This window comes from Pseudacidovorax intermedius (assembly GCF_001476815.1).
GTDB classification, from domain to species: domain Bacteria; phylum Pseudomonadota; class Gammaproteobacteria; order Burkholderiales; family Burkholderiaceae_C; genus Xenophilus; species Xenophilus intermedius_A.
In genome coordinates this window covers 43,255-64,606 of record NZ_LDSL01000108.1, presented here as the reverse complement: position 1 = coordinate 64,606, position 21,352 = coordinate 43,255, and the positions used below count along the sequence as shown (strand labels likewise).

General features: G+C 71.6%; 23 protein-coding genes. 17 read left to right on the top strand and 6 right to left on the bottom strand.

Going from position 1 to position 21,352, the window contains the following annotated elements; translation table 11 throughout:
* The 11 genes from NS331_RS16805 to NS331_RS16755 all read left to right on the top strand — a co-directional run.
* Positions 1-423, top strand: a 423-nt coding sequence (locus NS331_RS16805; RefSeq protein WP_193758137.1) for a nitronate monooxygenase, incomplete at its 5' end; no start/stop codon positions are given.
* A 134-nt stretch (positions 424-557) separates the two neighbouring features.
* Positions 558-1,385, top strand: coding sequence for a GntR family transcriptional regulator (locus NS331_RS16800; protein WP_058643106.1), 828 nt, complete (start codon positions 558-560; stop codon positions 1,383-1,385).
* The gene (locus tag NS331_RS16795) at positions 1,382-2,170 is read left to right on the top strand and encodes a transporter substrate-binding domain-containing protein (protein ID WP_058643105.1); all 789 of its coding nucleotides are present in this window, start codon (positions 1,382-1,384) and stop codon (positions 2,168-2,170) included. Before NS331_RS16800 ends, NS331_RS16795 begins: the two co-directional genes overlap by 4 nt.
* Positions 2,171-2,344: 174 nt before the next feature.
* Positions 2,345-2,998, top strand: coding sequence for an amino acid ABC transporter permease (locus tag NS331_RS16790; protein ID WP_058643104.1), 654 nt, complete (start codon positions 2,345-2,347; stop codon positions 2,996-2,998).
* Between the two features lie 10 nt (positions 2,999-3,008).
* Positions 3,009-3,665: an amino acid ABC transporter permease gene (locus NS331_RS16785; protein ID WP_058643103.1), complete on the top strand. Its 657-nt coding sequence runs from the start codon at positions 3,009-3,011 to the stop codon at positions 3,663-3,665.
* Positions 3,649-4,425, top strand: coding sequence for an amino acid ABC transporter ATP-binding protein (locus NS331_RS16780; RefSeq protein ID WP_058643102.1), 777 nt, complete (start codon positions 3,649-3,651; stop codon positions 4,423-4,425). The genes NS331_RS16785 and NS331_RS16780 overlap by 17 nt, the downstream gene beginning before the upstream one ends.
* 78 nt (positions 4,426-4,503) lie before the next feature.
* Positions 4,504-5,490 (top strand): Bug family tripartite tricarboxylate transporter substrate binding protein, encoded by a 987-nt coding sequence (locus NS331_RS16775; protein ID WP_058643101.1) that lies wholly within the window; start codon positions 4,504-4,506, stop codon positions 5,488-5,490.
* 65 nt (positions 5,491-5,555) lie between these two features.
* Positions 5,556-6,137 carry a YceB family lipoprotein gene (locus tag NS331_RS16770; protein ID WP_058643100.1) on the top strand — a complete coding sequence of 194 codons (582 nt, stop codon included), beginning with the start codon at positions 5,556-5,558 and terminating at the stop codon, positions 6,135-6,137.
* A 101-nt stretch (positions 6,138-6,238) separates the two neighbouring features.
* Positions 6,239-7,288: a glycerophosphodiester phosphodiesterase gene (locus NS331_RS16765; protein ID WP_082702564.1), complete on the top strand. Its 1,050-nt coding sequence runs from the start codon at positions 6,239-6,241 to the stop codon at positions 7,286-7,288.
* A gap of 79 nt (positions 7,289-7,367) precedes the next feature.
* Positions 7,368-7,667, top strand: coding sequence for a hypothetical protein (locus tag NS331_RS16760; RefSeq protein ID WP_058643099.1), 300 nt, complete (start codon positions 7,368-7,370; stop codon positions 7,665-7,667).
* A gap of 39 nt (positions 7,668-7,706) precedes the next feature.
* Positions 7,707-8,393, top strand: coding sequence for a substrate-binding domain-containing protein (locus NS331_RS16755; RefSeq protein WP_082702563.1), 687 nt, complete (start codon positions 7,707-7,709; stop codon positions 8,391-8,393).
* A 163-nt stretch (positions 8,394-8,556) separates the two neighbouring features.
* Here NS331_RS16755 and NS331_RS16750 read toward each other — a convergent pair whose 3' ends face one another.
* Positions 8,557-9,021: a MerR family transcriptional regulator gene (locus NS331_RS16750; protein ID WP_058643097.1), complete on the bottom strand. Its 465-nt coding sequence runs from the start codon at positions 9,019-9,021 to the stop codon at positions 8,557-8,559.
* Between the two features lie 56 nt (positions 9,022-9,077).
* Between NS331_RS16750 and NS331_RS16745 the strand changes: the two genes are divergently transcribed.
* Complete coding sequence (locus NS331_RS16745; RefSeq protein ID WP_082702562.1) at positions 9,078-11,315, top strand: heavy metal translocating P-type ATPase; 2,238 nt, start codon at positions 9,078-9,080, stop codon at positions 11,313-11,315.
* Positions 11,316-11,332: 17 nt separating this feature from the next.
* Here NS331_RS16745 and NS331_RS16740 read toward each other — a convergent pair whose 3' ends face one another.
* Positions 11,333-11,665 carry a four-helix bundle copper-binding protein gene (locus NS331_RS16740; RefSeq protein ID WP_058643096.1) on the bottom strand — a complete coding sequence of 111 codons (333 nt, stop codon included), beginning with the start codon at positions 11,663-11,665 and terminating at the stop codon, positions 11,333-11,335.
* Positions 11,666-11,862: 197 nt separating this feature from the next.
* Here NS331_RS16740 and NS331_RS27185 point away from each other — a divergent pair, with 197 nt between their 5' ends.
* The 4 genes from NS331_RS27185 (at position 11,863) to NS331_RS16720 (ending at position 15,862) form a co-directional block, all read left to right on the top strand.
* A complete protein-coding gene (locus NS331_RS27185; protein ID WP_242873794.1) occupies positions 11,863-12,414 on the top strand; it encodes a hypothetical protein in 552 nt (183 codons plus the stop codon).
* Between the two features lie 79 nt (positions 12,415-12,493).
* The gene (locus NS331_RS16730; protein ID WP_345940356.1) at positions 12,494-14,032 is read left to right on the top strand and encodes a TolC family protein; all 1,539 of its coding nucleotides are present in this window, start codon (positions 12,494-12,496) and stop codon (positions 14,030-14,032) included.
* Positions 14,032-15,492 carry a multicopper oxidase family protein gene (locus NS331_RS16725; protein WP_058643094.1) on the top strand — a complete coding sequence of 487 codons (1,461 nt, stop codon included), beginning with the start codon at positions 14,032-14,034 and terminating at the stop codon, positions 15,490-15,492. The genes NS331_RS16730 and NS331_RS16725 overlap by 1 nt, the downstream gene beginning before the upstream one ends.
* Positions 15,493-15,547: 55 nt before the next feature.
* Complete coding sequence (locus tag NS331_RS16720; protein ID WP_242873793.1) at positions 15,548-15,862, top strand: copper-binding protein; 315 nt, start codon at positions 15,548-15,550, stop codon at positions 15,860-15,862.
* 62 nt (positions 15,863-15,924) lie between these two features.
* Here the strand turns inward: NS331_RS16720 and NS331_RS16715 are convergent, their stop codons facing one another.
* Positions 15,925-18,063 (bottom strand): S53 family peptidase, encoded by a 2,139-nt coding sequence (locus tag NS331_RS16715; RefSeq protein WP_242873792.1) that lies wholly within the window; start codon positions 18,061-18,063, stop codon positions 15,925-15,927.
* A 37-nt stretch (positions 18,064-18,100) separates the two neighbouring features.
* Here NS331_RS16715 and NS331_RS27180 point away from each other — a divergent pair, with 37 nt between their 5' ends.
* Entirely contained in the window at positions 18,101-18,352 is a 252-nt protein-coding gene (locus tag NS331_RS27180) for a hypothetical protein (RefSeq protein WP_242873791.1), read from the top strand.
* Positions 18,353-19,301: 949 nt separating this feature from the next.
* Here the strand turns inward: NS331_RS27180 and fabG are convergent.
* From fabG to NS331_RS16700, 3 genes are read right to left on the bottom strand one after another with little or no spacing between them, the layout of a single operon-like run.
* Positions 19,302-20,033, bottom strand: coding sequence for a 3-oxoacyl-ACP reductase FabG (gene fabG, locus NS331_RS16710; RefSeq protein WP_058643092.1), 732 nt, complete (start codon positions 20,031-20,033; stop codon positions 19,302-19,304).
* Positions 20,034-20,074: 41 nt separating this feature from the next.
* A complete protein-coding gene (locus NS331_RS16705) occupies positions 20,075-20,539 on the bottom strand; it encodes an ApeP family dehydratase (RefSeq protein ID WP_058643091.1) in 465 nt (154 codons plus the stop codon).
* Positions 20,536-21,300 (bottom strand): class I SAM-dependent methyltransferase, encoded by a 765-nt coding sequence (locus NS331_RS16700; RefSeq protein ID WP_058643090.1) that lies wholly within the window; start codon positions 21,298-21,300, stop codon positions 20,536-20,538. Before NS331_RS16700 ends, NS331_RS16705 begins: the two co-directional genes overlap by 4 nt.
* Positions 21,301-21,352: the final 52 nt, after the last annotated feature.

Below are 21,352 nucleotides of genomic sequence, written 5' to 3'. Positions count from 1 at the left end.
GCCGAAGCTGCCGGCGCCGACGCGGTGGTGATGGGCAACACCGCGCTGGGCATGGCCATCGACGTGCACACCCGCCGGCCGCGGCTGGGCAACGGCATGGGCGGGCTGTCGGGGCCGGCGCTCAAGCCGGTCACGCTGCGCATGACCTACCAGTGCGCGCGGGCGGTGCGCATCCCGGTCATCGGCTGCGGCGGCATTGCCAGCGCCGAGGACGCGGTCGAATACCTGCTGGCCGGCGCCACCGCCGTGCAGGTGGGCACGGCCTCCTTCCTCGATCCCGGCGCGATGCGGCGCATCGTGGAGGGGCTGCACGACTACTGCGCGGCGCAGGGCGTGGCCCGCGTGGCCGAGCTGACCGGCGCCGTCGAGATGGAAGGCGAGGAACAGCGCCGCTGGCGGGCGCAGGCCGCGGCCTGGGCATAGCCCCTGCCGCACCCCGGGCGTGCGGCACCCGCATGCCCGTGGTGCACGCCAGGCTGGTTCATCCAAAAACTGAACCAAACTCGTGCGCCAAACTTGCATACCAGATTGGCATGCTTCGTGCTCGCTCTGCGGGCATGGCGATCTCGTCCACCGACATCAGCAACCGCATCGTCGAAGCGGTCCTGGCCCAGAAGCTGGCGCCCGGCTCCCGCCTGGGCGAGCAGGAGCTGGCGCTGCTCTTCGACTGCAGCCGCACCATCGTGCGCGAGGCCCTCACCCGCCTGGCGGCGCGCGGCATCGTCACCGTGAGCGCCCGCCGCGGCTGGTACCTGATCGAGCCCTCGCAGGACGAGGCGCGCGAGGCTTTCGAAGCCCGCCGCGTGATCGAGACCGGCCTGATCCGGCAGAGCGCCGGCGGCGTGCGCAAGGAGGCCCTCAAGCGCCTCAAGCAGCACCTGCAGCTGGAAAAGGCCGCCCTGCGGCAGGACGACATCGGCAAGCGCAGCTACCTGCTGGGCGACTTCCACGTCTGCCTGGCCGACTGCCTGGGCAACTCGCTGCTGGCCGACACGCTGCGCGACTACACCGCCCGCACCACGCTGATCGCCATGCGCTACCAGTCCACCCACGATGCCGAGCAGTCCTGCGAGGACCATGTGCGCATCGTCGAGGCCCTGGCGCGCGGCGACATCGCCGAGGCCGAGGCCCTGATGGCCGAACACATCGGCACCGTGCAGGCCGCCCTGAGCGTCTCGGCCGCGCCCGACCCGCTGGCGCGCCTGCGCGAAGCCCTGGCGCCCGTGCGGACCGGCGGCGCGCCCCCGGCCGCCGAGGGCGCGGCGTCAGCCTCGGCACAGCTTTTGCGAACCACGCCGTCCAAGGCCGCGCGCAGGCGCAGTGCCGCCGGCGGCCCCGCCTCCTCTTCCGACGATTCATCCACCTACCTGGGAAAGCTCCTATGACGCCCTCCAAACGCCTCTTCACCCTCGGCCTGGCTGCTGCCGCCCTGTTCGCCGGTGCGGCGCATGCCCAAAGCGCGCTCGACAACATCCTCAAGTCCAAGACGCTGAAGGTGGCCGTGCCCACCGACTACCCGCCCTACGGCTTCGTCGGCACCGACATGGCCCCCCAGGGCCTGGACATCGACATGGCCAAGCTCATCGCCGCCAAGATGGGCGTCAAGCTGGAACTGGTGCCCGTGACCAGCGCCAACCGCATTCCCTACCTGCAGACCAAGAAGGCCGACCTGGTGATCAGCACGCTGGGCAAGAACGCCGAGCGCGAGAAGGTCATCGACTTCAGCTCGGCCTATGCGCCCTTCTTCCAGGGCGTGTTCGCCAAGAAGACGCTGCCCGTCAAGGACTTCAAAGACCTGGCCGGCAAGACCGTGGCCGTGACGCGCGGCGCCATGGAAGACCAGGAACTGAACAAGGTGGCGCCGAGCGGCACCGACTACCGCCGCTTCGAGGACAACAACGCCACCGTCGCCGCCTACGTGGCCGGCCAGACCCAGGTGATCGCCATGAGCGGCGCCGTGGCCGCCGAGATGATCCGCAAGAACCCGCAGATCAACACCGAGTTCAAGCTGCTGCTCAAGGACAGCCCCTGCTTCGTGGGCATCGCCAAGGGCGAGGACGCGCTCAAGGCCAAGGTCAACGAGATCATCGCCAACGCCAAGAAGGACGGCACGCTGGACAAGATGTCGAAGCAGTGGCTCGGCAAGCCCGCGGGCGACCTGCCGGTCTGACACCCACCCCCGTTGCTTGCTCACTTCGTGTAGCCGCCTCCCCCCTCAAGGGGGCACACCCTGCGGCCTGGCAAAGCCAGTTCCGCGGGTGTTCCCGAACGGGCTTCGCTGCGCTCGCCGGGCCGGGCCCAGGCTGAGGTCGGGCTACCTCTTTCCTTCCACCCCCGCGCTTCTATGACCTTCGACTTCTGGGCCGTTCTTTCGGAATGGCCGCTGCTCCTCAAGGGGGTGGTGTGGACCCTCGGGCTCACGGCCATCGCCACCGTGATCGGCATGGCGCTGGGCATCGCCTGCGCCTGGGCGCGGGCCTGGGGGACGGGATGGCTGCGCTGGGTGGTGGGCACCTACGTGGAGCTGATCCGCAACACGCCCTTCATCGTGCAGCTGTTCTTCATCTTCTTCGGCCTGCCGGCTGCGGGCGTGAAGCTCACGCCCGAGGTGGCGTCGATCATCGCCATGGTGCTTAACCTCGGCGCCTATGCCACCGAGATCATCCGCGCCGGCGTGGAAGCCACGCCCAAGGGCCAGATCGAAGCCGCGGCCAGCCTGGCGCTGACCCGCGCCCAGACCTTCGTGCGGGTGGTGCTGCCGCCGGCCATGAAGAAGGTGTGGCCCGCCATGGTCAGCCAGATCATCATCGTGATGCTGGGCTCCTCGGTGTGCAGCCAGATCTCGGTGGAAGAACTGAGCTACGCGGCCAACCTGATCCAGAGCCGCAACTTCCGCGCCTTCGAGGCCTTCATCGTCGCCACGGTGGTCTACCTGCTGCTGGCCATTGCCGTGCGGCGCCTGTTCAACTGGGCCGGTCCCCGGTTCTTCGGCCGCTGAAGGGAGCGCCATGTCGGTCGAATTCACCCTCTGGGACATCCTGCGCAACCTGCTGCTGGCCGCGCGCTGGACGGTGGTGCTGTCGCTCATCGCCTTCGTCGGCGGCGGCGTGGTCGGCGGCCTGCTGCTGGCAGCGCGGCTGCGCGGCGGCAACGCCGTGCAGCGCCTGATCGGCGGCTACGTCCAGCTCTTCCAGGGCACGCCGCTGCTGATGCAGCTCTTCCTGGCCTACTTCGGCATCGCGCTCTTCGGCATCGACGTGTCGCCGTGGACCTCGGCGGCACTGGCCCTCACGCTCTACACCAGCGCCTTCCTCACCGAGATCTGGCGCGGCTGCGTGGCCGCCATTCCGCGCGGCCAGTGGGAGGCCTCGTCCAGCCTGGCGCTGAACTTCGGCGAGCAGATGCGCCACGTGATCCTGCCGCAGGCCATCAAGATCGCCATCGCGCCCACGGTCGGCTTCCTGGTGCAGGTCATCAAGGGCACGGCGCTGGCCTCGGTCATCGGCTTCGTCGAACTCACCAAGGCCGGCGGCATGATCGCCAACGCCACCTTCCGCCCCTTCACCGTGTTCGCCTGCGTGGCGCTCATGTACTTCGCGCTGTGCTTCCCCGTCAGCCTCTACGCCAAGCATCTCGAAAGAAAGACCCATGGCCGCCGTTCCTGAAACCCACGCCCACGTCGAGCCGGGCGCGCCCATCGTGCGCATCACGGCGCTGAAGAAGTCCTACGGCAGCAACCAAGTGCTCAAGGGCATCGACCTGGAGGTCGCGCGCGGCGAGGTGATCGCCATCATCGGCAAGAGCGGCTCGGGCAAGAGCACGCTGCTGCGCTGCATCAACGGCCTGGAAGAATTCCAGGAAGGTTCGCTCACCGTCGACGCCAAGCCGCTGCTGCACGAGAGCGCGATGGCCATGCGCGAACTGCGCCAGCGCGTGGGCATGATCTTCCAGAGCTTCAACCTGTTCCCGCACCTGTCGGTGGGCCGCAACGTGATGCTGGCACCGACGCTGGTCAAGAAGAAGAACAAGGCCGAGACCGAAGCGCAGGCCCGCAAGCTGCTGGCCCGCGTGGGCCTGGCGGAGAAGTTCGACGCCATGCCCGACCAGCTCTCCGGCGGCCAGCAGCAGCGCGTGGCCATCGCCCGCGCGCTGGCGATGGAGCCGGCCGTGCTGCTGTGCGACGAGATCACCTCGGCGCTGGACCCCGAACTGGTGGGCGAGGTGCTGCGCGTGGTGGAGTCGCTGGCCGACGAGGGCATGACGCTGCTGATGGTCACGCACGAGATGAGCTTCGCCCGCAAGGTCAGCGACCGCGTCATCTTCATGCACCAGGGCCGCGTGCACGAGATGGGCCCGCCGGCCGAGCTGTTCGGCAATCCGCAGACGGCGGAGCTGAAGCAGTTCCTGTCGTCGCTGCACGACTGAGCGTCTGCGCACCCGAGCGCCCGCCGGCAGCGCGGGCCGCTCACTATCATCGGCGCCCACACAAGAACGGAGACGCCGATGAAGCAAGACCACCGCCCGCCGCTGCGCCGCCGCGGCCTGGCCGCCCTGCTGGGCACGCTGGCCCTGTGCACGGGCCTGACCGCGCAGGCCGCCTTTCCCGACAAGCCGCTGAAGATCGTCATCGGCTTTCCCGCCGGCGGTCCGCTGGACCAGCATGCCCGCCTGCTCACCGACAGGCTGCAAACCGTGCTGGGCCAGCCGGTGCTGGTGGACTACAAACCGGGCGGCTCGGTGGGCGCCGACTTCGTCGCCAAGAGCCCGGCCGACGGCTACACGCTGATGCTCGCCAATACGGGCGTGGCGGTGATCAACGGCGCGCTCTACCGCCACCTGCCCTACGACACCCTGCGCGACTTCACGCCCGTCGCGCGCACCGCCATGCAGCCGCTGGCGCTGCTGGTCAACAACAACGTGCCGGCGAAGACGCTGGGCGAGTTCATCCAGTACGCCAAGGCGCGGCCGGGGCAGATCAACTACGGCTCGGCCGGCAACGGCGGCATCAGCCATCTGGTGCCCGAGATGTTCAAGAGCGCGGCCGGCATCTTCATGGTCCACATTCCTTACCGCGGCAGCGCGCCGGCCTTCACCGACCTGATGGGCGGGCAGGTGCAGTTCATGGCCGAGTCCATTCCGCAGGCGGCCAGCTACCACAAGCAGGGCAAGGTGCGCGCCCTGGCCGTGACCAGCCGCGAGCGCAACCCGGCGCTGCCGGACATCCCGACGGCCATCGAGGCCGGCCTCAAGGGCTTCGAGGTGGTCGGCTTCTATGGCTTCTTCGTGCCGGACGGCACGCCCAGGGACGTGGTCGACAGGCTGAGCGGCGCCTTTCAGCAGGTGCTGGCCCAACCCGATCTGCGCAGCCGCATGGTGAGCCAGGGCGCCGACCCGGCCTTCCTGGGCAGCGCGGACTTCGGCCGCTTCCTGCAGGCGGAGACGCCGCGCTGGGCGGCGGCGGTGAAGGCCTCGGGCGCCCGGCTGGACTGAACATCCGGACACCACCCGGCCGGCCGCGGCGGAACCCCGCTGCGGCCGCCACCTCCAAACCCCGCATGACGCACCGTGATCTCGCCGCCCGCCGACGCCTGCTTGCCAGCGGCGGCGCCCTGCTCCTGCTGGGCGCCGCGCCGCTGCGCAGTGCGTGGGCCGGCTTCAACTTCTTCACCAGCGAATACACCGCCTCGCGCGAGGAGCTCCAGGCCCAGGTCGCGAAGAAATTTCCCCTGCGCCAGAGCGCCGGCGGCCTGTTCGACGTGACCCTGCGCGATCCGCGGCTGGACCTGGACGCCAGCGCCAACCGCGCCATGCTGAGCACCGCCGTCACCATCGCCAGCCCCTTCCTCAACCCCGCGCAGGTGGGCGGCCAGCTGGCCGTGAGCAGCCTGCTGCGCTACGACCCCGAGACGCTGAGCCTGCGCCTGGACCAGCCGCGCGCCGAGCGCGTGGTGCTCGACGGCGTGGGCGGCCAGGACGCCGTGCGCCTGCAGCGCGCCGGCGCCGCCGTCGCGCAGGAGCTGCTGCAGGGCCAGGCGCTGCACACCTTCCGCAAGGAAGACCTGACGGTCGGCCGCAAGACCTACGAGATCGGCGACATCACCGTGCTGGCGGACGGCATCAAGGTGCAGCTCAAGTAAGGGCCGGAGGACACGAGCACATCGGGACACGGAACGCGGCTCCGGGCAAACCCCGGCCCAGCGCCGGGACCATGGCCATCGGCGCCGGACAGAATCGCAGCATGTCCTCGTCCCTGCCTCCCACCCTGTCCCGCCGCACGCTGCTTGGCCGCGGCACCGTCGTCCTGCTTCCCGCATTCGGCGGTCTGGCCGCCTGCCGCGCCGTGCCCGAGGGCCCGAAGCAACGCCACCTGAGCCTGCAGGCCCACCGCGGCGGCCGCGGCCTGGCGCCCGAGAACACGCTGGCCGCCTTCGACCACGCCATGACCCTGGGCGTGGACACGCTGGAGCTCGACATCGGCCTCACCGCCGACGGCGTGGCCGTGATCTCGCACGACACCGCCCTCAACCCCGATCACACGCGCGACGCGCAGGGCCGCTGGCTGAGCGCCACCGGCCCCGCCATCCACCAGTTGACGCTGGCGCAGCTCAAGACCTACGACGTCGGCCGGCTGAACCCCAACACCAAGTACGGCCAGCAGTTCCCGGCCCAGGTGCCGCGCGATGGCGAGCGCATCCCCACCCTGGCCGAGCTGTTCGCACTGGCCGACCGGCGCGGCGCGAGCCGGATGAACTTCAACATCGAGACCAAGGTCGATCCCACCCGGCCCGCCGACACGGCCTCGCCCGAGGCGATCACCGATGCCATCCTGGCCGAAGCTCGGCGCGCCGGGCGGCTGCACCACGTGACGCTGCAGAGCTTCGACTGGCGCAGCCTGGTGTACGCCGAGACGCGCGAACCCCGCCTCTGGCGCGCCTGGCTCACCAGCCCGCGCACGGTGCAGGACAGCCGCTGGACCGCGGGCCTGCGCCTGGCCGACCATGGCGGCAGCGTGCCCCGGCTGGTCGATGCCGCGTCCCGGCGCGGCAAGGGCCTGTCCATCTGGTCGCCGGCCTTCGGCGACCTGCAGCCGCAGCAGGTGAAGGAAGCCCACGACCTCGACCTGAAGGTGCTGCCCTGGACGGTGAACGATCCCGCCGACATGGCCCGCCTGATCGACATGGGCGTCGACGGCATCATCACGGACTACCCGGACCGGTTGCGGGCGGTCATGTTTGAACGAGACATTCCGCTTCCCGACGCGCTGCCCGCGCGGCCTGCATCGACCTGAGCCCCCACAGCCTGGCGCATCCACAGCAGCTCGGCACCTGGCCGGCGACCCGGCCCATCGAGCGACAACACCCCGCACCATGACCACCACGCACGCCACCCCCACGGCCCAGCAGCAGTTGACCACCCTGGCCGACCTGCTCGCCGCCACCCGCCGCGAGCCGCTGCAACTCGGCCGCCTGTGCGACCACGCCCGCCAGGCCGCCGACTTGCAGGCCGCCCTGCCGCCGCGCTATGCGCCGGTGCTGCTCGACCTGGTGGACCGCCTGGAATCCAGCGCGCTGTTCAGCGAGGAGAGCTGCTCCTTCAGCCAGAAGGACCTGCTCGACAGCCTGCAGCTGTGGACGGACAAGGCCCGGACCGTGCTGGCCGGCGGCTGACACAATCGCCCGCTTCGTTCCACCCTCTTCGCACGCAGCATGGCAGCCCCTCTGACGCTCATCTCCTCCATGGCCACCCGGCAGATCCTGAACGACCTGGCGGCCGAGCACGAACGCCGCACCGGCCAGGCGGTGAAGGTGGAATCGGTGGGCGGCGTGGATGCCGCCAAGCGGGTGCAGGCCGGCGAGGCCTTCGACCTGGTGGTGCTGGCGGCCAACGCCATCGACCAGCTCGCCGCCGCCGGCAAGACGGCCGGGCCGCGCACGGACCTGGTCACATCGGGCGTGGCGGTGGCCGTCCAGGCCGGTGCGCCGCGGCCCGCCATCGACAGCGAGGAAGCCCTCAAGCAGGCCGTGCTCAAGGCCGAGAGCCTGGCCTATTCCACCGGCCCGAGCGGCGTGCAGCTGGCCAAGCTCTTCGAACGCTGGGGCATCGCGGCCGAGATCCAGCCGCGCATCGTCACCGCGCCGCCGGGCGTGCCGGTTGGCAGCCTGGTGGCCAAGGGCGAGGTGGCGCTGGGCTTCCAGCAGCTGAGCGAGATGCTCAACCTGGACGGCATCGACATCCTCGGCCCGCTGCCCGACGCGGTGCAGATCGTCACCACCTTCTCCGGCGCCGTGACGGCCGCCAGCACGCGGGGCGCCGAGGCGCAGGCGGTGCTCGACTTCATGGCCGGGCCCGAGGCGGCCGAGGCCAAGCGGCGCCAGGGGATGGAACCGGCCTGAGAAGGTGTGAGCGAACCCGCCATGCCCGCTCGTCCTGCCAAAACACGCCCACTCTGCGTTGCAAATGCTCGCCATAGCCCGAGCTATGGCTGTGCTTTGCGCCTTGATTGGCCGCGTTTTGGCAGCCCGCTCGGCCACGCCGGATTCATTCACACCTTCTGAGTCAGACGTGCCGGCGCGTCCCGCCGGCCGCCGTGGCCACCGCCGCCGGTTGCGCGTCGGCGCGAACGTGCAGCGCCTCGATGGTGTGGCAATGGTCGTCCTGCCCGTCGCAGCGGTCGCGCAGGGCCTGCAGGTCCTGCGCCAGCGACTGCAGCTCGGCGATGCGCTCGCGCACATGGCCCAGGTGGGCATTGAGCACGGTGCAGGCGGCCGTGCAGTCGGCCTTGCTGCGCAGGTCCAGGGCGAGCAGGCCCCTGACCTCGTCCAGCGACATGTCCATGGCACGGCACATGCGGATGAAGCGCAGGCGGTGCACGTCCTCGCCGCTGTAGAGCCGGTAGCCGTTGTCGGCGCGCCGGTCGGTGCCGAGCAGGCCCTCCTTCTCGTAATAGCGGATATTGGCGGCGCTCACGCCCGACTGGCGGGCCGCCTCGCCGATGCGAAGCTGGGGGCTTGCGGAGGACATGCTTGACCTTGAAGTGGCTTGAAGGTTTTCAATGCTGGCACGAAAGCGAAAACCCGATGACGACGCGCACTTCCCCCTCCCTCGCCACCGAGCCCCGGCATCGCCGTGCGCAGGCCGACGGCCATGCGCACGATGCGCACCACGCCCACGCTGCGCCCGCCGCCCCGCCATTGCGCCAGCCCGGCGCAGGCGCGGCGCAGCCCGAGTCCGGCCCGGCCGTCCCCACGCGCCCCGCGGCGCCGCGCACGCTGCGCGTGGCCGCCAGCTGCGGCACCGGCTGCTGCGGCACGCCGCCCGCCTCCGCGCCAGCCCCCGCCGCCCATGCGCATGCGGACCATGGCCACGGCGACGGCCACGCCCACGACCATGCGCACGACCACGCGGCCGGCGACGGCCACGACCACGGCCCGCTGCCCGGCCTGCTGCGCATCGCGGCGGCGCTGGCCGTGGCCCTGGCCGCCGAACTCAGCCATCTGCTGCTGCCCGACACGCTGGCCTGGGAGGCCGTGGGCATGGCGCTGGCGGCCGTCGCCATCGCGCTGGCCGGCACCGGCATCTACCTGAGCGGCCTGCGCGCCCTGCTGCGTGGCCGCCTGGGCATCGACACGCTGATGGCCGTCGCCGTGACCGGCGCCTTCCTGATCGGCCAGTGGCCCGAGGCCGCCATGGTGATGGCCCTGTACGCGCTGGCCGAGCTGATCGAGCACAAGGCCGCCGACCGGGCCCGCCATGCCATCTCGGGGCTGATGGCGCTGGCGCCGGACGAGGCCGAGGTGCAGGCCGCCGATGGCCGCTGGCAGCGCATGCCGGCCGCCAGCGTGGCGCTGGACGCCATCGTCCGCATCCGCCCCGGCGAGCGCGTGCCGCTGGACGGCCGCGTGACCGCCGGCCGCAGCAGCATCGACCAGTCCAGCGTGACCGGCGAAAGCATTCCCGTCGACAAGACGGTGGGCGATGCGGTGTTCGCCGCCACCGTCAACCAGGGCGGCGAGCTGCAGATGCGGGTGACGGCCGTGGCCGGCCAGACCACGCTGGACCGCATCATCGAGGCCGTGGAGCAGGCGCAGGAGTCGCGCGCGCCCACCCAGCGCTTCGTCGAGCGCTTCGCCGCCGTCTACACGCCCGCGGTGTTCATCGCCGCCATCGTCGTCGCGGTGCTGCCGCCGCTGCTGATGGGCTGGACCTGGCTGGACGCGGTCTACAAGGCGCTGGTGATGCTGGTCATCGCCTGCCCCTGCGCGCTGGTCATCTCGACGCCGGTCACGGTGGTCAGCGGCCTCACGGCCGCGGCGCGGCGCGGCATCCTCATCAAGGGCGGCACGCACCTGGAAGGCGCCCGCCGGCTCAAGGCCATCGCGCTGGACAAGACGGGCACGCTCACCGAGGGCAAGCCGAAGCTGGTGCACTGGCAGGCCTGGGGCGCCGCGGATGCGGCCGACGCGCAGCGCGTCGCCGCCGCACTGGCGGGGCGCTCGGACCATCCGGTCTCCCGCGCCATCGCGCAGGGCCTGGGGCTGGCGGACGAGGCGGGCGCGGCGCCGGCGGTCGAGGACTTCGAAGCCCTGGCCGGCCGCGGCGTGCAGGGCCGCGTCGGCGGGCGCCGGCTGGTGCTGGCCAACCACCGACTGATCGAGGAGCGCGGCCTGTGCAGCCCCGAACTGGAAAGCCTGCTGGCCGGCCACGAAGCGCAGGGCCGCACGCTCACGCTGCTGGCCGACGACCGGGCCGTGCTGGCGGTCTTCGCGGTGGCCGACACGCTCAAGCCCGGCTCGCAGGACGCGGTGGCGCGCCTGAAGCGCCTGGGCGTGGTGCCGGTGATGCTGACGGGCGACAACCCCAGCACGGCGCGCGCGGTGGCGGCGCAGGTGGGCATCGACGATGCGCGCGGCGGCCTGCTGCCGCAGGACAAGCTGGCCGCCATCGACGCCCTGCGTCAGCGCCACGGCGCCACCGCCATGGCCGGCGACGGCATCAACGACGCCCCCGCCATGGCCCAGGCCGACATCGGCTTCGCCATGGGCGCCGCCGGCACGGACATCGCCATGGAAACGGCCGACGTGGTCATCATGAACGACGACCTGGGGCGCATCGCCGACACCGTGGCGCTGTCGCGCCGGACGCATGCGCTGCTGTGGCAGAACATCGCGCTGGCGCTGGGCATCAAGGCGGTGTTCTTCGCGCTGGCCCTGGCCGGCCAGGCCACCATGTGGATGGCCGTGTTCGCCGACATGGGCGCCAGCCTGCTGGTGGTGGCCAACGGGCTGCGGCTGCTGCGGGCGGGCTCGGACCGCTGACAGCAGCGCGATGGCTCTCAGCCGCCGGCCATCGCGCGGCAGGCCTGGGCGCAGTCACGGCAGGCCTGGGCGCAGGCCTGGCAGTGGTCCATGTCGTGCTGCGCGCACTCGGCGGCGCACGCCTCGCAGATCCGGGCACACAGGGTGCAGATGGCGGCGGCGTGCTCGCTGCCGCGGGCCATGGCCGCCGCGGCGAGTTGGCAGACCGCGGCGCAGTCCATGTCGAGGCGGATGCAACCGGCCATGGCCCCGGGGTCGGGCTCGCGCAGGCAGGACGCCGCGCAGTGGTTGCAGGCCACGGCGCAGGCGTTGCAGGCATCGATGCAGTCGGTGTGGTCGAGGCGGGGCATGGGAGAACTCCTGAAAAAGTGGAAACGGCCGCCGGACGGTGTCAGGCGCGACAACCCGACGCTGCGCCTCGCGGGGGCAGGCGTTGTCGGACACTTGCCCTCTGCAGGGCCAGTCGGCGGCTGGCCGCCGAATCTGGCCGCACCCAGGCGGCTGGGCGCGCCCTCGGCAGAACAAGCCCCTCCCTAGAATGCGGCCCGTGCGCCTCTTCGTCCTGATCCTCGCCCTGGTCCTGCTGCCGCTGCGCGGCTGGCTTGGCGGGGCCATGGGGGTGGAGGCCACGGTGGCCGTTGCGCCGGCGGCGGCCGGGCATGCGGCCCCAGCGGTGGGGCACGCGCAGGCTTGGGATGGTCATCCGGCGAGCCTGCTGGCCCCGACGCCCAGCCCGGTCCATGGAATGCATGCGGTGCAGCCGCCCGCCGACGCGGCCGACCTGGCAGACGATGACGATGCGCTCCGCCCCGCCCCGCATGGCCACGAGTCCGTGGCCAGTGGGCCGCTGGAAGCGTCGCATGCCCTCCCGGCCGTCGCCACGGCCATCCCCACCGCGCACCACGGCACCGGCGGGGGCAATGCCCCCAGCCACGACCATGGCCATTGCGGCCTGTGCCAGATCTGCCATTCGGCCGCCATGGCCGAAGCCGGCCAGGTCGCGCCCGTGGCGCCGCTCCCGCGCGTCCGGCCGCAAGGCCCGGCCCTTCAGTTCGCGAGCGCGCCGCTCGCCCAGGCCGACAAGCCGCCCATTTCCTGAACTCCCTGCCCGTGGTCCGTCCACCGCCGCCGTTCCGACGCGCGGCGGTGCCAATGCATTGCTTCCAAGGAGAGTTCTCTTGTCCATCCCAACGGACCGGCGCGCCGCGCGCCGGACACCGCGGCGCCCTCGCTCCGACGCCGCATCCTTCCTCGCCGTCTCTCGTCGCCACCCAGCCGGCCGCCGCCTGCTGCCAGGCGCCGCGCTGCTCGGCAGCCTCGTCCTGCTCGCCGGCTGCGCCAGCGTCGCGCCCGATGGCGACGCGCCGCCCGTGCGTGCGCTCCTGCACGGCCAGCCCCTGCTGGGCGATGCCCAGGCGCAGCGCCAGCCCGATGCCGCCAGCGCGGCCCAGGCCGAGGCGCTGCTGACCCATCCGCTCGACCAGGAGGGTGCGGTGCGCATCGCGCTGGCCCGGTCGCCGCGCATGCAGGCCGCCTTCGCGGCCCTGCAACTGTCCGACGCCGACCGGGCGCAGGCGGCCTCGCTGCCCAACCCGGTATTCACCTTCGGCCGCCTGCGCGAGGGCCGCGAGCTGGAACTGGACCGCCTGCTCAGCGTGAACGTGGTGGGCCTGCTCACCCTGCCCTGGCGCGCCCGCTGGGCCGGCCAGCGGCAGGAGGTCGCCCGGCTCGACGCCGCCCAGGCCGTGCTTCAGCTGGCCGCCGACACCCGCCGTGCCTGGCTGCGCGCCGTGGCCGCGCGGCAGGCCGCGGTGTACCTGCGCGATGCCCGCGACGCCGCGCAGGCCGGTGCCGAACTGGCGCGGCGCATGCACCAGGCCGGCAACTGGAGCGCCCTGCAGGCCGCGCGCGAGCAGTTGCAGCAGGCCGACACCGACGCCCAGCTCGCCCGCGCCGAGCAGGCCGCCACCGCCAGCCGCGAGGCGCTGGTCCGGCTGCTCGGCCTGGACGCCGCGCAGGCGGCCCGGCTCACGCTGCCCGACCGCCTGCCGGCCCTGCCCGACGCGCTGCCCGATTCGGCCGAGCTGCAGGCCCAGGCCCTGCGCGACCGCCTGGACCTGCGCGCAGCCCGCGCCGACGCCGCCGCCACGGCCGAGGCCCAGGGCCTGACCCGTGCCACACGCTTTGTCGATGCGGTGGAGCTCGGCATCACCCGCAACACCACCTTCGCCAACGACGGCGCCTCGGACCGCAGCACGCAGCGCGGCGCGGAGATCGGCCTGCCGATCCCGCTCTTCGACCTTGGCCAGGCCCGCGGCGCGCGGGCCGAGGCGCTGTACCTGCAGTCCGCCGCCCGCGTGCGCGGCGTGGCGCTGGCGGCCATCAGCGAGGTGCGCGAGGCCGAATCGGCCCGCCGGCAGGCCTGGCGGGTCGCGCACCGCTACCAGGCCGAGGTGCTGCCGCTGCAGCGCCAGGTCAACGACGAAATGGTGCTGCGCTACAACGCCATGAGCGCCAGCGTGTGGCAGTTGCTGGCCGAGGCCCGCGCCAGCGCGCGCACGGTCGACGCCGCCATGCAGGCCCAGCGCGACTTCTGGCTCGCCGAGGTGGACCTGCAGATGGCGCTGACCGGCAGCTCGCCGGCCGGCCTGGCCGCCCTGCGCAGCGCCGAGGCCGCGCCCGCCCTGGCCGGCACCGCCACCGAAGGAGGCCACTGATGGACCGCCGCCATTTCTTCTCCGGCATGCTCGCCGGCGCGGCGGCCGGTGCCGTCAGCCGCGTCGCCCTCGCCGCCCTGCCCGAGACCGTGCAGCAGTCCGGCCCCGCCACGGCCCCGCCGCTCGTGCCGCCCGATGGCCGGCCCTACGACCCCGTCGTCACCCTCAACGGCTGGAGCCTGCCCTGGCGCATGAAGGACGGCGTCAAGGAATTCCACCTCGTCGCCGAGCCCGTCGTTCGCGAGATGGCGCCGGGCTTCCAGGTCAACATGTGGGGCTACAACGGCCAGTCGCCCGGCCCCACCATCGAGGTGGTCGAGGGCGACCGCGTGCGCCTCTTCGTCACCAACCGGCTGCCCGAACACACCACCGTGCACTGGCACGGCCAGCGCCTGCCCAACGGCATGGATGGCGTCGGCGGCATCACGCAGCCGCACATTCCGGCCGGCAAGACCTTCGTCTACGAGTTCACCGCGCGGCGGCCCGGCACCTTCATGTACCACCCGCATGCCGACGAGATGGTGCAGATGGCCATGGGCATGATGGGCTTCTGGGTCACGCACCCCAAGGTGCGCAACCATCCGCAGATCGCCCGCGTGCAGCGCGACTTCTGCTTCCTGCTCGGCAGCTTCGACGTCGAGCCCGGCAGCGCCACGCCCAAGGTCAACACCATGACCGACTTCAACACCTGGGCCTTCAACAGCCGCGTGTTCCCCGGCATCGACCCGCTGTGCGTGCGCCAGAACGACCGGGTGCGCATCCGCGTCGGCAACCTCACCATGACCAACCACCCGATCCACGTGCACGGCCACGAATTCGAAGTGACGGGCACCGACGGCGGCCCCGTGCCCCGTGGCGCCCGCTGGCCCGAGGTGACGACGGACATCGCCGTCGGGCAGATGCGCCAGCTCGAGTTCATCGCCGACGAGGAAGGCGACTGGGCCCTGCACTGCCACAAGAGCCACCACACCATGGGCGCCATGGGCCACGACGTGCCGACCATGATCGGCGTGGACCAGACCGGCGTCGCCGACACCATCCGCCGGCTGGTGCCCGACTACATGGTGATGGGCGACAAGGGCATGGCCGAGATGGGATCGATGGCAATGCCCCTGCCCGACAACACCCTGCCCATGATGACCGGCCGCGGCCCCTTCGGCCCGGCGGAGATGGGCGGCATGTTCACGCTGCTGAAAGTGCGGCGCGATCAGGCGCCGGGGGACTTTCGCGATCCGGGCTGGTTCCGGCATCCGGCGGGCAGCGTGGCGCACGAGGTGGAGGCGGGCCAGGCGCCTGCGGTCTCGCGGCGCGTCGATGGCGATGGTGCGGCAGCGACCGGCAACGGTGCCGGTGCTGCGCCCCCGGCCGGTGGTTCGGCCGGCGGCAGCGCAGTGCCAGGTGCGCCCGATGCCGCGCCTGCCTCCGTGCGCAAGCCCGCCGGCCATGGCCACCAGCACTGACCCGCTTTCAACGAATCCCAGGCCCCGCGCCTTTTTTCACAGCCCACCCGAACCCATGAACAAGAGAAATTTTCTGGCCCGCCTGCTTCAGGCATCGGCCACGGCCGCCATCGCCCCGGCCGCCCTCGCACAAAGCGGCAAGGCCCTGCCGGAGGTGGACGCCGAAGTCCGCCGCGTCGACACGGCCCAGGGCCGCATCACGCTGCGCCACGGCGACATTCCCAACCTCGACATGGGTGCCATGACCATGGTCTTCCGCGCCCGCGAGCCCGCCCTGCTGCAGGACCTGAAGCCCGGCGACAAGGTGCGCATCACGGCGCAGATGGTCGACGGCCAGCTGACGCTGATGTCGCTGGCGCCAGTGCGCTGACGCCAGCCAGGGCGTCGGGGCGGCGGTCCCACAGGCCGCCGCGCCAGCGAGCGCCCGTCCGATCAGGACGGGTTGACCGTCACCTTCAACGTCGCCTGGCTGCTGAGGCCGAAGGAGTCGAAGGCCGTGAACGTCACGTTGTAGCGCCCGGCGGCCGGGTTGCGCCACTTGACGAAGACCTGCTGGCCGCTGCTGCTGAACGACATGCCCGCGGGTGCGCCGCTGATGGACAGCACGACGAAGCGCGCGCCGGGGTCCGTCAGGCCGACCACGCCGGCGAGCGGCTGGCCCGCCGTGCCGCTCAGCGGCGTGATGCTGAATACGGGCCCCGTCGGTGTCGCCGAGATCTGCAGCTTGAGCACGGCGCTGCCGGTCTGGCCCGTCACCGTGTCGCGCGCCGTGACGTTGACGCTGTGCTGGCCTGCGACGGGCGCGTTCCAGCTCAGGATGCCGTTGCCCGTCAGGCTCACGCCTGCGGGCGCAGCGCCGAGGGCGAAGGTCACCGGGTTGGCTGCGCTCGCCTGCACCTGGTAGCGCAACGGCACACCCGAGCGACCCGTCAGCGTGGCCGCCTGGATCACCGGGGCGGTCGGCGCCGCGATGTCAATGGTGGCGGCAGCCGAACCCGACGCGCCCGTTGCGGCCACGGTGGCCATCATCGTCACGACGTAGTGGCCTGCCACCGGCTGCGGCCAGGTGACCAGGCCTGCGGCGCCGATGGTCATGCCGGCGGGTGCGTTGGTCAAGGACCAGCTCACGTTGCTGGCGCCGCTGGCGGCGGCCGTGAAGCTCAGGGGCTGACCCACCGTGCCGCTGACCGTCATCGGCGTGACGACCGGCGCGGCGGCCACGGGTGCGTCCGCCGTCAGCGCCGACAGCAGGCTCGAGACGTTGGGCGTGCCCAGGCCCGTCGGCTGGTCGTAGCCCACGCCGGCCGAGCAGTTGGCGCAACTGCCGTCGTTGCCCTGCGTCACGTCGGCGAACGAGGCGGCGTAGAGCTTCGGATCGACGCCCACGGTGCCGTAGAGCGAGGACTGCATCAGCCCCAGCGCGGCCTTGTTGCCTTGCGCCCGCACCGCATTGGCCAGCGCGGAGATGGCGGCCCATTGCGGCGTCGCCAGGCTGGTGCCGCCCACGCTGTACCACGCCGGGCTGCTGCTGCCCGGCGGGATCACGGCGACGTACTGGCCCGTGTAGGGGTCGGCGTTGAAGGCCACGTCCGCCACCGAGCGCATGCGCAGGGACGCCATGCCGGGCACGGTGGTCTTCTGGTACGAGGGCAGCGGCACATACTGGCTGATGCCACCACCTGTGCCGGACCAGACCACCTCGGAGCGGGCCGTGCCACTGGCCGTGAGGCTGGTACCCCCGACACCGAGCACGTAGTTGGACACCGACGGCCACTGCACGCCGGCACCGCTGTCGCCCGTTGCGGCCACATAGGTCATGCCGGCATGGGCGAAGGCCGAGTCGACCGAGGACGTCCAGGCGCCCTCGGGCGCGCCGAAGCTCATCGACACGATGCCGGGGCCCATGGCGTTGGCCAGGTTGACGGCGCCCACCAGGTCGCCCAGCGATGCGCTGGCGGCCTGGATGAGGACGATGCGCGCGAGCGGCGCCGTGGCATGCGCCCACTGCACGTCGAGCGCGATCTCGGTGGCCCAGCCCGAGTCGTAGGCGGGCGCGGTGGCCGTCATGCCGCCCCCGCCCGTGCTGTTGACCAATGCCAGCTGGCAGCCGTCCGTCGCCTTGGCCGCCGCCAGCGGCAGGGCCGCGCCCGGCGCGACGGACAAGGTGCTGCAGCCGGGCAGGCCGAACTTCTGGCTGAACGCCGCCAGTTCGGCGGCCACGTTCGGATCGCTCATGGCATCGACCACGTAGATGGTCTGCCCCGCGCCCATGCGGGCGGCCTGCGTGGCATCGATGCCGCTCCAGTTGCCGGGCAGCGCCGGCAGCCCGTAAGCCGCGCGGATCTGCGCCGGGGTGTAGGTGGTGACGGCGGTGCTCGCGCCCGCGGCCGGCGACACGCTCGTGCCGCCGCCCATGCCGGGCTTGAGCTGCGCGGCCGACAGCGCCATCGACGCCGAGGCGACGAAGACCTTGCTCGGCGCCTGGGAGGCCGAGGCACTGCCGCTTTGCGCGTCGGTGTCGGCCGGCGCCGGCAGCGTCACGGGCACGAGCGCGAAGCTGGGCGTAACCATCGTGGCCGCGACGTCCTCGGGTAAGGGGGCCAGGGTGATGCTGGTGACGGTGGATGGCGGGGCAGCGGTGTCGGCCTGCGTCGCGCCCGTGGCCGGCGTGGCAGGAGCGCTGGACTGGGACGACGAGGGGGTCGGCATGACCGCCTGGTCGCCGTTACCACCGCCGCCGCCACAACTGGCCAGCACCGCCGCGGCCAGCAAAACGCCTGACGCTCTGAGCGCGGTCGGCAAAGTCGGCATCATCGATTTCCTCCTGGGTTTTCTGACATGGGTGTCGGCACGGGGATGACGAGCAGCGGCGGTTTGGCCTCGTTGGGCTTCGGATGGTCGCTTTTCTCTTGCCATCCACTTGGGCATTCGGGGATGGCGGGGTAATAGCCCTGCGGGGTGTCGCACCACAGGCGGTATGCCAGTGGGGAATTGGCGGCGGGGCGCGTCCCGGGCATCTCACCGCACGCCGCCATGCCTGCCACGGCGCCGAGCACCCCGATAGCCAAGAGAAGTGCGTAGCCACATGGGCGGCAGAGGGGAGGATTCGATGGTTTCAAGACGACGCTTTTGCGCAAAGGAGATGCTTTTTCATTTTGAATACATTCTTCTAACAATTAACCGATCAGCGACTGAATTATTTTGTAACGCAGTTCCAGCATTTTCGAGAGCTATTTCTGACATGCAACTGACCCGCGCCTCTTCTTGATCGCCTGAATATGTCAACAATGAAAATCATGACTTATTAATTTCCCTTGAAAAGCTGGATTAGCCATCGATTTCTTTTTCCGACTCGCCGTGTCGGCGCCAACCGTCTGCTAAACAATTTGGAAATTTTTCTGAATCATTGAACGGTCTCCGAGCGCGGCAAACGGCAGGCGTGCGCCGCGCGACGCCCCCATTGGTGAAGCGCTTTGGTCAGACTTGGCCGCAGGGCGCCCACCCGCCGTCCGGAAAGGCGCGCAGTCGAAGATGTTCAAGTCCCGGCCAATCGCCACCGCATTGGCGGAAGCACGCCATGCCGGCCTTGCTCGGTACCGTCAGTGAGTGGCGACCAATGCACGGACGCCCTGGGCACAGGCCTCAGGAGGGTTGACTGACTCCGCCGCGGCCATGCAGACCGGGTGAGCGCGGCCCATGCTCACACACGGCGCAGCCGCTGGCTCGGGCGATGAGCGCGCATCTGCAGCCTGGCGCAGGCATGTTCAGAAAGAACGAGCAGGCACGCCCGGTTCGTTCACGCCACGGGCTCAGGCCATCCCGCCATTGACCGAAATCACCTGCCCCGTGATGTACCCCGCCTCCGCGCTCGCCAGGAAGCCGGCCAGCGCCGCGACCTCTTCCGGCGTGCCGGCGCGCTGGGCGGGCACCATCTGCTTGACCATGGCCGGGTCGAAGGCCTTGTCGGCCATGGGCGAGGCGATGATGCCCGGCGCGATGGCGTTCACGGTGACGCCGCGCGAGGCCACTTCCATCGACAGTGCCTTGGTCGCGCTGTTGAGTGCGCCCTTGGCCGCCGCATAGTTGACCTGGCCGCGGTTGCCCATGATGGCGGCCACCGACGAGATGTTGAGGATGCGGCCCCAGCGCGTGCGCAGCATGGGCAGCAGCAGCGGCTGGGTGACGCGGAAGAAGCCGTTGAGCGACACGTCGATCACGCGGTGCCACTGCTCGGCGCGCATGCCGGGCATCACCGCGTCGTCGTGGATGCCCGCGTTGTTGACCAGCACCTGCACCGGGCCGGCTTCCAGCATGCGGGCGCAGGCGGCGGCGCAGGCGGCGTCGTCGGTCAGGTCGAAGACATGGCATTCGGCCTGGCCGCCGGCCGCGGCGATGCGCGCGGCCAGGGCCTCGATGGCCTCGCGCCGGCCATTGGCATGCAGCAGCACGGTGGCGCCGTCGCGCGCCAGGCGCTCGGCGATGGCACTGCCCAGGGCGCCACTGGCGCCGGTGACGAGGGCTCGTTTGTTCTGGAGGGTCATGGGGTACGGGCGGCGTTGGTGACGGGGTGCGGCCAGGGCGGCTAGGGGGCGGAATCCGGCAGCGGCGTGTTGAGGACGACCACGGCCCGGCCGTCGGCCACGGGCGCGCCCTCGGCGTCGAGCACGCGGAAGGCGTACATCACCTGCTGCGCATCGCCCGACAGGCGCTCGGCATGCAGGTGCAGCGGCGCGGGCGCATCGTCGAAGCGGGCGCGGTGCAGCCGCACGTTGCGCGTGCTGGCCAGGTAGCCGGCCGAGGGTGGGCCGTCGCCGCTGGCGAGCAGGCCGCCGTGCAGCGCCATGGCCTGGGCCGCGAACTCGATGGCGCAGGGTGCGAGCAGGCCGGATGCCGTGCGCATCGGGTTGGCCGGGTCGGCATGGCGGGCTGTGGTGCAGTGGATGGCCTGCGCATCCCAGGCCTCCAGCCGGTCGAGCAGGCACATGTCGCCGGCGTGCGGGATGCGGGCGGCGATGCCGTCGCGCTCGAGGGTGGCGGGCGCGCTCATGGCAGGTCCGACACCAGCAGCACGTTGGCGAAGGGCGTGCCCTGGCTCATCGGCATGGGCTGCACGGCGAAGCCCAGCCGCTGCAGCAGCGCGATCCATTCGTCCAGCGTGCGGCCCCAGGTCGGCGACACCTTGTGGCCGCGGATGCGCGTCACGGTGCGGTCCACCCACTGGCTGATGGCGAAGCCGCGGCGGCTGGCGGCGTCGCCCACGCGCAGCAGCAGCCGGCCGGGCACGGGGCCGCGCTCGGGCGCGCCGGCGGCCAGCGCGTCGCGCACGCGGCGCAGCACGCCCTCCTGCGCGGCATGGTCCACGTAGTGCAGCACGTCGAGGATGACGACCACGTCGCACGGCGCAAAGGCCGCCTCGCACATGTTGCCGCAGACGATGGTCGGCAGCGGCCGGATGTGGCCGACGGAGCGCTGCGCCCGCTCGACGTCGCGCGGCATCAGCTCGATGCCGGTGTAGCGCGCCTCGCCGGGCAGCGGCGCCCAGGCGACGGGCCAGGCGCCCTCGGCCCGCATGGCCTGGGCACTGTGCAGCACGTTGGCGAACAGGCTCTGGCCCGAGCCGATGTCCAGCATGCGCGGCCGGCCTTCGCCGATCAGGCCGCGTTCGACGATGCCGCGGAACACCGGGTCGTGGCCCAGCTTGCCGCGGGCGAAATGCCAGGCGAAGTTGCCGCCCTGGCGGTAGGGCGCGGTGGCGCGGGCGTGAAGTTCGCGCCAGGCGGCGTCGGAATTGGGCGAGGTCGAGGTCACGGGCGTATTGGAGTCTGGGCTCCCTCTCCCCTCGCGGGAGAGGGCTGGGGAG